The following is an 11,628-nucleotide window of genomic DNA, read 5'->3' on the forward strand; positions in this document are numbered from 1 at the left end:
TCCCTTCAGGAATTTTGCGTCTGGGCCAGTGTGCGCAGTAGGGGGCGAGAACCACCACCGCGACCCCGATCAGCAGCGGAGAGCGTCGCAGCGAAGTGACGCTGGTTGCCGGTTCCACTCCGCTCAACATCCCAGTGAGCAAGCTCGTATCGGCGATGGCACGGGGCAGGCGAACTGCCGCCCCGCGCCTGTATCGCATCAGCTGTTGGCGTTGATCGCGCTCAGCAGCGAGTCCACGGCCTCGTCGCCGATATTCTCACGCACCATGTCCTGCAGGGGCGCGGTCGCATCGCGGAACTGCTGCAGTTCGTCTTCGCTGAGGTCGATGATCTCCATATGCTCGGCGATCTGCGCCCGCTGCTCGCTCAGCATTTCGTCCTGCACGTCCCACTCAAAATTGGCAGCGTCCACAAGCACCTCGTCGACCACCTGCTGCAAGTCCTCGGGCAGGCTGTCATACCACTCCTTGTTGATGAGGTTCACGTTGGCCAGCAGGATGTGGCTGGTTGTGGTCAGGTACTTCTGCACCTCGTAGAACCGCTGCGAGAGGATGTGCCCGAAAGGGTTTTCCTGACCGTCCACCACGTTCTGCTGCAGCGCGCCGTAAAGCTCGGGGAACGCGATCGGGGTCGGGGCGGCGCCAATGGCTTCCCAAGTCGCGACCGAATAGGGGTTTTCGGGTACGCGGATACGCAGGTTGTTCGACTTGATGTCCTCGGGCGTATGCACCGCTACTTTGGAGGTGGTGAGCTGCCGGAAGCCAGCGTTGTGGAACAGACCGAACTTGATGCCTTTCTCTGCCAGCTTTCCGTCGAGGAAGGCCGAGAACTCGCTGTCGTTGAGGATCTTGCGCAGGCGCATGGTGTCGGTCGGGAACACGTAGGGAATTTCAAATGCCGCGAATTCCGGCACAAACTGCACCGCGCCCGAAGTCGAGGTGGGCACGAACTGCACGTCGCCGAGCATCAGCGATTCCATGAGCTCGCGGTCGCCGCCCAGGGCGCCGCCGCCCTGCTGCTGCACGTCGATACGGCCTTCGGACTTTTCCTCGATGTCCTTTTCGATCTTGTCGAACGCCTGGTAGAGCGGGTGCGACTTGTCGTTGAGCGTATGCGCGAGGATCATCGTATAATCGGCGGCGGCGGCGGGCATCGCTGCGCCAAGCGCGAGCAGTGCTGAAACGGAAAGCGTCTTCAAGTTCATGGTGGTGTCCTCCCTGTGGGTGTTGCGCTCGGCGGTCGTCAACCGGCGAGACTTGGCAGCCAGAGCGTCAGCCCCGGCCAATAGGTGACGACCAGAAGGCCGATGATAAGCAAGGCGATGGGGATCACGAGGCCGCGGCAGATCTGGATCACCGAAAGCTTGGTGATGCCGCTCGCGACATAGATGTTCACCCCCACCGGCGGCGTCGCAAAGCCGATCGCAAGATTGACCACCATGATCAGTCCGAAATGCACCGGATCGACGCCGTAAGGGGCGAGCACGGGCAGCAGGATCGGGGTCAATACGATGATTGCCGAGAGCGTTTCCATGACCATGCCAACGCCCAGCAGGATCACGTTGATGAGCAGCAGCAGGATGATCCGCTCGTCAATCGCGCCGCCGATGAACTCGCCGATGGCGGCAGGCACCTGCAGCAGTGTCAGCACCCGGCCAAGCGCCGCCCCGGTTCCGGCGATGATCAGGATCGGTGCGATGGTCAGCCCTGTGTTGACCAGCACGCGCCCCAGATCGGACGGCGAAAGCTCGCGGAAGATCACCATGGCGACAAAGCCGCCGTAGACGCAGGCGATGGCCGCTGCCTCGGTCGGGGTGAACGCCCCTGCATAGATGCCGCCCAGCACGAAGACAGGCGCGACGAGGGCCCAAAAGCTTTGGCGGAAGGCTTTCGCAGCGCTCACCGTTCCGGCGTCAGAGGTGATCCGCGCGGCGTGCTTGCGCCCGTAGAAATGGGCGTAGAGCATCAGCAGCGCGCCAATCACAAGGGCCGGTCCAATGCCGCCAATGAACAGCGCCGAGACCGAGACTTGCGCGGACATGCCGTAGATGATCATCGGGATCGAGGGCGGGACGATGACGCCGAGCGTGCCCGCCGCGGTGACCAATGCGGTCGCGAAGCGAAGGTCGTAGCCGCGCGCCACCAGCAAGGGCACCGCCATGGAGCCGATCGCCGCCACCGTCGCGGGCGAGCTGCCGGAGATCGCTCCGAACAGCATGCAGGCCGCCACGGTAGACATCGCCAAACCGCCGCGGAACCGGCCAAAGACCGCGTCCGCAAAGCTGAACAGGCGGCGGGCCAGCCCGCCCTGCGTCATGATCTCGCCCGCCAAGATGAACAGCGGGACTGCCAACAGCGGGAAGCTGTCGAGCGCAGTGACCACCGAGCGTACCACTTGCCCCGGGTTGGTCGGAGCGCCAAGCCAGCCGGGCAGCAGCGCCGCGTATCCGAGCGCGAAGGCAACCGGAATGCTCAGCAGCAAGACGACGATAAAGAAGCCAAGAGAATAAACGGCAAGCATCAGGGCCCCCTACACGTCTTCGTGGATGACGGCGTGCTCGTCCGTCAGGTCAAGGCCCGGAACGGCCCCGTCGCGGACCAGCAGCCAGAGCGCCTGAAGGGCGCGCAGCAAGGCCATGCCCATGCCGACCGGCACCGCGAGGTAGACCAGCCACATCTGTATCCCCAGCCCCGGCGAGGCCTGTCCGATCTTCGCGATCCGCTGGGTGAGGGGCACCGAGTACCAGACCATCAGCGCGAAGAAGAGCCCGGAGCCGAGCAGCGCCAGCACCGCGAAGGCGCGCAGCCAGCGCGTGCCGCAGAGCACCGGCAGCAGATCGACCGAGATATTGCGTCCCTCGCGCACCGCGAGGCTCACGCCGATGAAAGTGCACCAGACCAGAAGGTAGCGGGCCAGTTCCTCGGACCACACCAGCGGCGAGCCAACGATGTAGCGAAACACCACCTGCGCGGCGAGGATCGCGACCAGCGCGAAAAGGATGATGGCAAGGATGGCGCGCTCGAAATGCGCCTCTAGTGCGCGGAGCAGTCTCATGCGTCGATCACCTTGCCGGGGTTGAGGATGCCGTTGGGATCAAGTGCGTGTTTGACCCGGCGCATCACCTCCAGTTCCTCCGGAGTGCGGGAGAATTCGAGATATTTCTTCTTGGTCGTGCCGATGCCGTGCTCGGCGGAAACCGAGCCGCCGAAAGCGCGCACCGTGGCATAGACCGCCTCATCGAGCGCCTCGCCCGGCTGCGGTTCTGCCCCCGGCACCCAAGCCAGCAGGTGCAGGTTGCCGTCGCCGATATGGCCGTAATAGACCGACCGACCTCCGGGCACCGCCGCGGCCACGGCGTCGCGGCAGGCATCGGCAAAGGCGTCCATCTGTCCCGTAGGCAGGCCGACGTCATAAGCATGGTGCGGCCCCAGCGTGGTCTTGAACTCGGCGCAGGCATCGCGCACGCCCCAGAAGGACTGCACGTCCGAGAGACTCTGCGAGATCGCTGCGTCCTCGATCACCCCTTCCTCGAACATCGCCTCGAGAAAGGCCATGAAGCGCGGCCCGTCGATCTCTTCGTCGGTGCCCTGCGCCTCGATCAGCACGGTATGGGCGTGGGTCCCCTCGAGCGGATCGCGCACCCCCGGCACAGCGCAGGCCACCTGCCAGTAGTCTGGCCACATCGCCTCGAATGCGGAAAGCGTCGGTCCCAGCTTGCGCCGTGCGCCGCGCAGCAGATCGACCACCTTGCCATAATCCGACAGGCCGCAGATCGCTGCATGGGTGCAGCCGGGGGCAGGGTGCAGGCGAAGCACCAAGCGGGTGATCACCCCAAGCGTGCCCTCCGAGCCGATGAACAGCTGCCGCACGTCGTAGCCGGTGTTGTTCTTGATGAGCTTGGACAGCGCGTTGACGATGGTGCCATCGGGCAGCACCACCTCGGCACCGAGCACGAGGTCGCGCATCATGCCGTAGCGGATCACCCGATTGCCGCCCGCATTGGTCCCGGCATTGCCGCCGATGGCGCAGGAACCGCGCGCGCCGAGGTCGAGCGAGAAGAACAGCCCGCGCTCGGCGGCGGCCTTCTGGATGGTCTCAAGCGGTGTTCCCGCGAGCACCGTCATCGTGGCAGATGCCTCGTCGATTTCCTCGATGCCGACCATTTTCTCAAGCGACAGCGCAATGCCGCCCGCGATCGGGCGCGCTCCGCCGCAAAGCCCGGTCAAACCGCCTTGCGGCACCACCGGAACGCGTGCGGCATTGGCGGCGGCGAGGATCGCCGAAATCTGTTCGGCAGAGCGTGGACAGAACAGCGCGGCAGGCGCTTCCGGCGCGAGCGCTGACCAGTCGTTCCAGTTGCGCGGCGGCACCGGATCGACAAGCGCAGCGCGCGCGATCTCGGGCAGTCCGGACAGCATCGCGGCCAAGGCCTCCGGCTGGCATGCAGGATTGGGGACTCCTCCGTCCATGCAGCGCACTCCTCCTCTAGGGCACCAACTGCTTCGAAATTTACAGCTTGCAATATCACTGTCAACCCACCAACATGTCAGTCATGCATTCAGCCTCGGAGAAACACATGTCCGCCCCTTTGACCCTTGACCAGAGCGCCAAGAGCGCGCCCCGTGCCCATCTTTTCGGGGTCTCGGTGGCCATGGTGACACCGTTCACCGAAAGCGGATCGGTGGATCTTGCGCGGCTGGCGGCGCACGCCGCCGATGTCGTGGGGCAGGGGGTGGACGGGATTACGCTCTATGGCACCACGGGCGAAGGCGCCTCGCTTGGCATGAGCGAGCGCGCGGCGATGCTGGAGGCTGTGAAAGACGCGGGCGTGCCCGCCGACAGGATCACGGTCGGCATCGCAGCCTGTGATCCCGAGACCGCAGAGACGCAGGCCCGCGCCGCTTTGAGTGGCGGGGCTTCGCGCTTGCTGCTGGCGCCGCCGTTCTATTTCAAGGGCATCACCGACGATGCGCTCTTCACCTGGGTGACGGAATTTGTCGCGCGCCTTGGCGACGCCAGCCCCGAGATCATCCTCTACCATATCCCGCAGGTCACCGGCGTGAGCTTCGACGCGCCGCTGGTGCGCCGCCTGAAGGATGCATGCGGCGCGGCGATCTACGGCGTCAAGGATAGCGCGGGCCGTTGGGATCACGCGGCGGCGCTCTTGCCGATGGACGATCTGGCGATCCTGATCGGTGACGAGCGGCTGCTTGCCCGCGCGGCCCCGCTCGGTGGTGCCGGCGCGATCAGCGGCATGGCCAACTTGCTCCCCGGGATGATGCGGCGCCTCGTGCACGCGGGCGAGCCACAGCCCGCACTGGATTCCCTCGTGGACGAGATTGTGCAGGTCCCGGTGACGCCGCTGGTCAAGGCGCTCGTCGGCGCTGCCCGCGACGAGGACGGATGGCAACGCACCCGCGCGCCCCTGCAGCCTGCCGACGCGTCAGTGGTTGCCGCACTGGCCCCCCGCGTGGAAGAACTCGCTGCCATACAGGCTCCCTGACGGAGAAAGAGATGACGCTGCGCGACCAGGCCTACGAGACATTCACCGAACAGCTTCTGTCCCGTCAAATTTCGATGGGGCAGTTCGTGTCGCAGCGCGAGCTGGTGAAGATCACTGGTATGCCACTCGGTGCGATCCGCGAGATGATCCCACGGCTCGAGGCCGATGGCCTGATCCGCACTGTGCCGAACCGCGGATTGCAGATCGTTCAGGTGGACGTTGGCCTGATCCGCAACGCGTTCCAGTTGCGCGCGGTGCTTGAGCGTGAGGCGGTGCGCAACTTCGCAGCAGTCGCGACAGACGACGAACTTCAAGATTTGCAGCGCCGCCATCTCGACATACGCGAGGCGGCGTTGCAGGGGGTGAATCCGCAGCTTCTGGCCGCCGCGCAGCAGATGGACTGGGACATGCACGACCGGATGATCGACGCGCTCGGCAATGACATCATCTCGGCGATCTACCGCACCAATTCGATAAAGATCCGGCTGATCCGCAACGAAGACACGCGGATGCTGCCAGAGCTCGTGGTTTCCGTCATGGACGAACACCTTGCCCTTATCGATGCGCTGATCGCCCGAGATGCGGCCTCCGCGGAAGCGGCGTTGGCGGCGCATCTGGGAAGTGCAAAGCAGCGCGCCGTGCGCATTTAAACCGAGCAAGAGCGCAGACGATCGGCGCCGTCATAGACTGAGATGGTCCCCGAAAACTGGACACCCTGCTAAGCTTGCCGCCAACGATGACGAGGAAGAACAGCGTGGCTGGCAAACGAAAGAATTACGGCGCCGAGTTCAAGGCGAAGGTGGCGCTTGAGGCTATCCGAGGTGAGCTGACGGTCGCCTAACTGGTGGCGAAGCACGGCGTGCATCAGACCTTCATCAACACCTGGAAGCGGCAGGCGCTCGAGGGCATGTCCGCAATCTTCTCCGGCAAGGCCGAGGCGAAGGCGGCCGAGAAGGAGGGCGAGATCGAGAAGCTGCACGCCAAGATCGGCCAACTCGTGGTGGAGCGGGATTTTTTAGTCAAAGCCTCCGGACGGTGAGCGTGTCCCGGAGGCGAGAGATGATCGATCCGAAGCACTCGGTGCTGTCGATCACCCGGCAATGTGCGCTGATCGGGATCAGCCGATCGGCGTGGTATGGGCCAGGCAGGACCGAGACACCGCTTTACCTGGCGTTGATGAAGCTGATCGATGCGCAGTTCATGGAGACGCCTTTCTACGGCAGCCGCCAGATGGCGAGGCACCTGCGCAACCAGGGCTACTGCGTCGGGCGCAAGCGCATCCGGCGGCTGATGGCGAGGATGGGCCTGCGCGCTGTCTACCAGCCGCCGCGCACGACGGTGCCCCACCCGGAGCACCGCAAGTATCCGTACCTCCTCAGGGATTTGGTGATCGAGCGCCCGAACCAGGTCTGGTGCGCGGACATCACTCGGAGTAATTGATCCCCCGCGCTCTCTGACGGTTCTCTGGAACTACGGAAGAGGAGAGTGAAAATGGAACGATACTATGTCGGACTGGACGTCTCGAAGGAAAAGACCGCGATCTGCGTACGCCGCTCGGATGGCAGCATGGATAAGGCTTGTGAGACGAGGACTGATCCGGATGCGATCTTCGCGGCGCTCGCCCCCTTTCGGGATGGGCTTGAACGCGTCATTCTCGAGACAGGCCGCATGGCGAACTGGCTTTACGATGAGTTGACAAGGCGCGGCCTGCCGGCGGTGTGTGTCGATGCCCGGCAGGCCCATGCAGTGCTCGGCCAGATGCATAACAAGACTGATACCAACGACGCAGCGATGCTGGCCGATCTCGCTCGGACGGGCTTTTATCGGAAGGTCGAGGTCAAGAGCCGACAGGCGCAGGAGCGTCGAGCCCTACTGACTGCCCGCGACGCGGCGATCAGCATTCGTACAAACGCGGAAAACACCATCCGCGGTCTTCTTGCCAGCTTCGGGCTGCGCGTGCCGACTCAGCCACGAACCTACGAGGGTCGCATATGCGCTGTTCTTGAGGGGCACGACGCATTGGCGCCAATCATTCTGCCCCTTCTGGCGGTACGCACGGAAGCCCTGCGGCAGGCCGCTGCGCTGACCAAGGAACTGGTCCGGCAGGTGAAAGGGTCCGACGCATGCCTCCGCCTGATGACAGTGCCCGGAGTGGGAACGGTCACGGCTGCAACCTTCGTGGCGACGATCGACGCGCCGGAGCGCTTCGCGAAATCGCGCTCGGTGGGGGCCTATGCAGGGCTGACCTCCAGACGGTACCAGTCCGGTGCAATCGACTACGGCGGCCGCATCTCCAAACGCGGGGACCGATTGTTGCGGACAATACTGTACGAAGCGGCCAACTCACTGCTTTGCCGAGTAAAACCCGGACGAGGAATGGCGCTCAAGAACTGGGCCACGGCTTTGAAGCAACGAACGAGCCACAAGAAGGCCGTCGTCGCCTTGGCGCGCAAGCTGGCCGTGATCATGCACGCGATCTGGACGAGTGGCGGCGTCTTCGAGGAGCGGGAGGCGTGAACATGTCCGATACCTGACCCAACAAGGCGCGCCACACAGTTGCCGCGTCGGCCAAAGCGGCAGGCAACGGATCGATCCCGTGAGATCTACCTGCGGACCCAAGCGGATACCGCGCATATCACCTGGGGACGTCCGAGCCTTGAACGCCGAGATGAAGCTCCTTCGCGGATGACTTCGGAAAGAACCTTGCAGGCGGCCGACCGGAACGACAAACTGAACGAGCGCAGGGGATCAATTAAAGAACCTACATTCCCATGCGGCGGGGCTTCCTCTACCTCGTGGCGATCATGGACTGGGCGACGCGCCGAGTGCTGTCCTGGCGGCTCTCAAACACGATGGACACCGAGTTCTGCATTGAGGCGCTGGAGGATGCCTTTCGGCTTCACGGACGGCCCGAGATCTTCAATACGGATCAGGGCAGCCAGTTCACCAGCCCGCGCTTCACGCAGCCCTTGCTGGACGCGACGGCGAAGGTCTCCATGGACGGTCGAGGACGCTGGATGGACAACGTCATGATCGAACGGCTATGGCGGTCGCTGAAATACGAGTACGTCTACCTCCACGCCTTCGAAACCGGGTCTGCGGCCCGGGCAGGCATCGGAAAGTGGATGACCTTCTACAACACCGAGCGCCCACATTCGGCACTTGGAGGCAGAACACCGGTCGAGGCCCATCAGGGCCCCGGCCTCAAGGCGGCAGCATGATCACCAGGCAAGCTTAGCAGCTCCGCAAAACTGTCCGGGAAATGGGGACCACCTCAATTGTTACAGCCGAAACGCTCGTTTCATTCGGGCTTAGGTATGCGGGCTTCGTGAACAATCTAGATCTTGTGGGTTGGGACCGGGTGATCGCCTCTCTTGAAGCGGCTCGCTCCGACCTGCCTGGCAGGTTCTTCGAGTTGGGGCCGGGACGCGCGCAGAGGCTGCTCGAAACACTTCTGGGGAAGGCTCTGGCCGACGGATTGATCCAGACGACCGACACACGCCTTGCGGCGGACCAGCTGACCGGTCTGTGGCTCGGTTTCGCCAATCTGGAGGTGAAGCTTGGGGTTGGCAAACCGCTTGCCGAAGCCGAGCTTCAGGTTCGGGTCAGGGCCGGAGTTGAGATTTTCCTGAACTATTGCGGCCCCGGATCCGTAACTTAGTCTGAAATTGCCGCGGTACATTGCGTACCGCGGCAAACCGACAACGTCAGGCGGCGACCTCGGTCCAGGTCGGAGCGCGCGAGGTGCCCTTGCCAAGGCCGTACCCCATGCGGATGTTCAGCATGGCCAGCGGCTCCAGCAAACGGGCACCATCGAGACCGCCCACACTCTCGGGTACGAAGCTTGCCTTCTCGACGAGTGCCGCGACGGCGGACAGGGCGTCCTGGTCGTCACCTGCGAGGAAGACCGGCACAGTGGAGGTCGCGGCGCGGTCGGTTGCGAACAGTCCGGCGAAGATGGTGTTGAAGCCCTTGACCACCCTAGCGCCCGACGCGACCTTCTGGATCTCCTCGGCGGCCGAAGTCGTGTGCCCGATCTGCAGGCCCGAGAAGTCGGGCAGCACGGGGTTGGTGAGGTCCACGACGATCTTGCCGACAAGCTGGGGCAGGGCGGCCACGCTCAGCGCCGCGTCGTAGCCAAGGGCCAGAACGACGATGTCGGCGCCCTCGATGGCGGCCTCGACGCTGACGCCCTGCGCGCCCGAAAGCGTGATCGCCAGCGCGGCGGCGTCGTCAGGGTTGCGGCTGGCCAGCAGGAGGGGGGTCTGCCCGGACAGGCGCTGCGCAAGGCCTTTGCCCATGTTGCCCAGACCGATGATTGCCGTTGTCATGATGATCTCCCTTTCGATGCGGATCATGTTCTGACTGCAAGCTATCGTTGACCTCATACTACGTGTAGTGAGTGAATGCGCGTTTCTCAATTGCAGATAGGTATCGAATGAGTGACATCGCCGATCTGGAAACCTTCGCCTGCGTTGCCCTCGCGGGTAGTTTTGCGGAAGCCGCCCGTCGTCTGGGGGTCTCACCGGCCATGGTCGGCCGGCGGGTGCAGTCGCTCGAAGACCGCTATGGGCTGCGTCTCGTCGAACGCACCACCCGCTCGCTTCGGCTGACCGAACAGGGGCAGGAGTTCCTTGCCCAGGCGAAGCGGATCATCGAAGGGGTCGAGGCGCTTGCCGATATCGGGCAGGCGAAGGAGGCGCTGAAGGGCCGGGTGCGGGTGTCGGCCCCGACCACGCTTGGGACCAAGAAGCTCACCGGCATATTTGCCGGGGTCATCGCTCGTGCGCCGACGTTGACGATCGAGCTGTCGCTCAATGACCGGAAGGTCGACCTGATCGGCGAGAGCTACGATCTGGCGATCCGCGTCGGAAACCTTCCGGCGAGCGGGCTGGTCGCGCGGCGCATCGGCACTTACCACTTCGTTTGCTGCGCCTCTCCTGACTTTCTGGCGCGGTACTGGGCCCCGGAAGCTCCGGCGGATCTGACCGGGCTGCCCTGTATCCTCAACCTCAACCTGCAGCCCAGGGATCACTGGCATTTCCTTGATGCGTCGGGTCAGCCGGTCAGTGCGGTGGTCAGAGGGGCGCTGGAGCTCGATTACGACGAGGCGCAGCGCATGGCCGCGCTCTCGGGGGCGGGGATCGTACAGGTCCCCCTGCACCTTGTCGAAGAAGACCTCTCACGTGGAACCCTGATCGAGGTCCTGGCGTCTTGGGGGCAGCCGCAGCTGCCCATCCATGCTGTGTATCCCTCGCGGCGCTATGTTCCCCTGCGGGTCACCGCCTTGATAGAGGTGATCAGAGATGGGCTGAAGGACAATGGCTGCACGCAGGAGAGTGTACTGAGGCAGGGCTGAGCCTGATTCCAAGTGCCACGCCACGTTGTCGAGGGCTAGCTACCTCCCAGACCCAATTCCGGTGGAGGGCCTCGATACAAGCCGATTCATTGGATCGGCGGCATCATACTTGCGGAAGGCGCAATCGATACTGTACCGGGCCGCTTCGAGGTCTCGCGCCAGCGTTTCGCGAACGTGATCGCGGCGACCTACGCTTCGGACTTGGCGGTGGCTGCGACGACGCCCGCCTGAACCATCCGCAGCAGCGCGCCCTCAATGGCATCGTCGACCGCAGGCCGCCGAAGACGATGCCGCGGCGCTGGCCGTTGTCCAGTGGTCCCCGCAGTGGGATATAGTGCTTCGCGCCAGCGTAGCGGACCGTCAGCTTGCGCCACCAGCCCCGGCAGCGCATGAGACCGGCGAGCACGGCATCGCCAAGCTTGGGCGCCCCATGGTGCCGGCTCGTGGGGTTGTCGGTGCTGACCATCGCACGGATGACATCTGCCCGTTCCTGCGATTGCGTCATACAACGCGAAAGGCCCGCACCGGTAGCTGGGCTACCGGTCACCTGAACCGCCCCGGGTTTGCCGGAGGCTGATTGTCGTTAGTTATGCGGCCATGTCTTTAGCTTCCAGAGCTGCGTAGAAGTTTGTCTCTGCCTCGGCGGGCGGGATGTTCCCGATGGGCTCGAGAAGTCGGCGGTTGTTGAACTGTTGATTTCCACCCAGAACTGACCCGGGGTTTCCATCGAGAAGTGACCCACCTTGGATTATGCTGAGCGGGTCATG

General features: G+C 64.0%; 11 protein-coding genes and 2 pseudogenes. 7 read left to right on the forward strand and 6 right to left on the reverse strand.

Annotated features, from left to right (window positions below; translation table 11 throughout):
* Window positions 1-198: 198 nt before the first annotated feature.
* The 4 genes from G0Q01_RS06340 to G0Q01_RS06355 are packed head-to-tail and all read right to left on the reverse strand — an operon-like array spanning window position 199 to window position 4,468.
* Entirely contained in the window at window positions 199-1,203 is a 1,005-nt protein-coding gene (locus tag G0Q01_RS06340) for a TRAP transporter substrate-binding protein (RefSeq protein ID WP_108970029.1), read from the reverse strand.
* A gap of 38 nt (window positions 1,204-1,241) precedes the next feature.
* The gene (locus G0Q01_RS06345; RefSeq protein WP_108970028.1) at window positions 1,242-2,519 is read right to left on the reverse strand and encodes a TRAP transporter large permease; all 1,278 of its coding nucleotides are present in this window, start codon (window positions 2,517-2,519) and stop codon (window positions 1,242-1,244) included.
* A gap of 9 nt (window positions 2,520-2,528) precedes the next feature.
* Complete coding sequence (locus tag G0Q01_RS06350) at window positions 2,529-3,053, reverse strand: TRAP transporter small permease (protein ID WP_164196826.1); 525 nt, start codon at window positions 3,051-3,053, stop codon at window positions 2,529-2,531.
* Window positions 3,050-4,468 carry an FAD-binding oxidoreductase gene (locus G0Q01_RS06355; protein WP_235939718.1) on the reverse strand — a complete coding sequence of 473 codons (1,419 nt, stop codon included), beginning with the start codon at window positions 4,466-4,468 and terminating at the stop codon, window positions 3,050-3,052. Before G0Q01_RS06355 ends, G0Q01_RS06350 begins: the two co-directional genes overlap by 4 nt.
* Window positions 4,469-4,575: 107 nt before the next feature.
* Between G0Q01_RS06355 and G0Q01_RS06360 the strand changes: the two genes are divergently transcribed.
* The 6 genes and pseudogenes from G0Q01_RS06360 (at window position 4,576) to G0Q01_RS06390 (ending at window position 9,163) form a co-directional block, all read left to right on the forward strand.
* Complete coding sequence (locus G0Q01_RS06360; RefSeq protein ID WP_164196827.1) at window positions 4,576-5,502, forward strand: dihydrodipicolinate synthase family protein; 927 nt, start codon at window positions 4,576-4,578, stop codon at window positions 5,500-5,502.
* Between the two features lie 11 nt (window positions 5,503-5,513).
* Entirely contained in the window at window positions 5,514-6,152 is a 639-nt protein-coding gene (locus G0Q01_RS06365; RefSeq protein WP_108970025.1) for a GntR family transcriptional regulator, read from the forward strand.
* Between the two features lie 104 nt (window positions 6,153-6,256).
* Window positions 6,257-6,930 (forward strand): annotated as a pseudogene (locus G0Q01_RS26770) (IS3 family transposase); the annotation flags it as partial.
* A 63-nt stretch (window positions 6,931-6,993) separates the two neighbouring features.
* Window positions 6,994-8,019: an IS110 family transposase gene (locus G0Q01_RS06380; RefSeq protein WP_164213107.1), complete on the forward strand. Its 1,026-nt coding sequence runs from the start codon at window positions 6,994-6,996 to the stop codon at window positions 8,017-8,019.
* Window positions 8,020-8,261: 242 nt separating this feature from the next.
* Window positions 8,262-8,723: pseudogene (locus tag G0Q01_RS06385) on the forward strand (IS3 family transposase); the annotation flags it as partial.
* 41 nt (window positions 8,724-8,764) lie between these two features.
* Window positions 8,765-9,163 carry a TetR/AcrR family transcriptional regulator C-terminal domain-containing protein gene (locus G0Q01_RS06390; RefSeq protein ID WP_164213108.1) on the forward strand — a complete coding sequence of 133 codons (399 nt, stop codon included), beginning with the start codon at window positions 8,765-8,767 and terminating at the stop codon, window positions 9,161-9,163.
* Between the two features lie 46 nt (window positions 9,164-9,209).
* Here the strand turns inward: G0Q01_RS06390 and G0Q01_RS06395 are convergent, their stop codons facing one another.
* On the reverse strand, window positions 9,210-9,833 hold the full coding sequence (locus G0Q01_RS06395) for an NADPH-dependent F420 reductase (RefSeq protein WP_164213109.1): 624 nt from the start codon (window positions 9,831-9,833) through the stop codon (window positions 9,210-9,212).
* A gap of 107 nt (window positions 9,834-9,940) precedes the next feature.
* On the opposite strand from G0Q01_RS06395, the gene G0Q01_RS06400 reads away from it, so the two are divergent.
* Window positions 9,941-10,861, forward strand: coding sequence for a LysR family transcriptional regulator (locus G0Q01_RS06400; protein WP_164213110.1), 921 nt, complete (start codon window positions 9,941-9,943; stop codon window positions 10,859-10,861).
* A 587-nt stretch (window positions 10,862-11,448) separates the two neighbouring features.
* Here the strand turns inward: G0Q01_RS06400 and G0Q01_RS26560 are convergent.
* Window positions 11,449-11,628: hypothetical protein (locus G0Q01_RS26560; RefSeq protein ID WP_203594924.1), on the reverse strand; the 180-nt coding region annotated here is incomplete at its 5' end.

Origin of the sequence: Salipiger sp. PrR007 (assembly GCF_010499845.1) — a bacterium.
Classification (GTDB): domain Bacteria; phylum Pseudomonadota; class Alphaproteobacteria; order Rhodobacterales; family Rhodobacteraceae; genus Salipiger; species Salipiger pacificus_A.

Coding starts and splice junctions, on each gene's coding strand:
- G0Q01_RS06380 (WP_164213107.1), top strand. CDS start 6,994: ATGGAACGATACTATGTCGGACTGGACGTCTCGAAGGAAAAGACCGCG.
- G0Q01_RS06355 (WP_235939718.1), bottom strand. CDS start 4,468: ATGGACGGAGGAGTCCCCAATCCTGCATGCCAGCCGGAGGCCTTGGCC.
- G0Q01_RS06400 (WP_164213110.1), top strand. CDS start 9,941: ATGAGTGACATCGCCGATCTGGAAACCTTCGCCTGCGTTGCCCTCGCG.
- G0Q01_RS06340 (WP_108970029.1), bottom strand. CDS start 1,203: ATGAACTTGAAGACGCTTTCCGTTTCAGCACTGCTCGCGCTTGGCGCA.
- G0Q01_RS06350 (WP_164196826.1), bottom strand. CDS start 3,053: ATGAGACTGCTCCGCGCACTAGAGGCGCATTTCGAGCGCGCCATCCTT.
- G0Q01_RS06395 (WP_164213109.1), bottom strand. CDS start 9,833: ATGACAACGGCAATCATCGGTCTGGGCAACATGGGCAAAGGCCTTGCG.
- G0Q01_RS06345 (WP_108970028.1), bottom strand. CDS start 2,519: ATGCTTGCCGTTTATTCTCTTGGCTTCTTTATCGTCGTCTTGCTGCTG.
- G0Q01_RS06390 (WP_164213108.1), top strand. CDS start 8,765: ATGGGGACCACCTCAATTGTTACAGCCGAAACGCTCGTTTCATTCGGG.
- G0Q01_RS06365 (WP_108970025.1), top strand. CDS start 5,514: ATGACGCTGCGCGACCAGGCCTACGAGACATTCACCGAACAGCTTCTG.
- G0Q01_RS06360 (WP_164196827.1), top strand. CDS start 4,576: ATGTCCGCCCCTTTGACCCTTGACCAGAGCGCCAAGAGCGCGCCCCGT.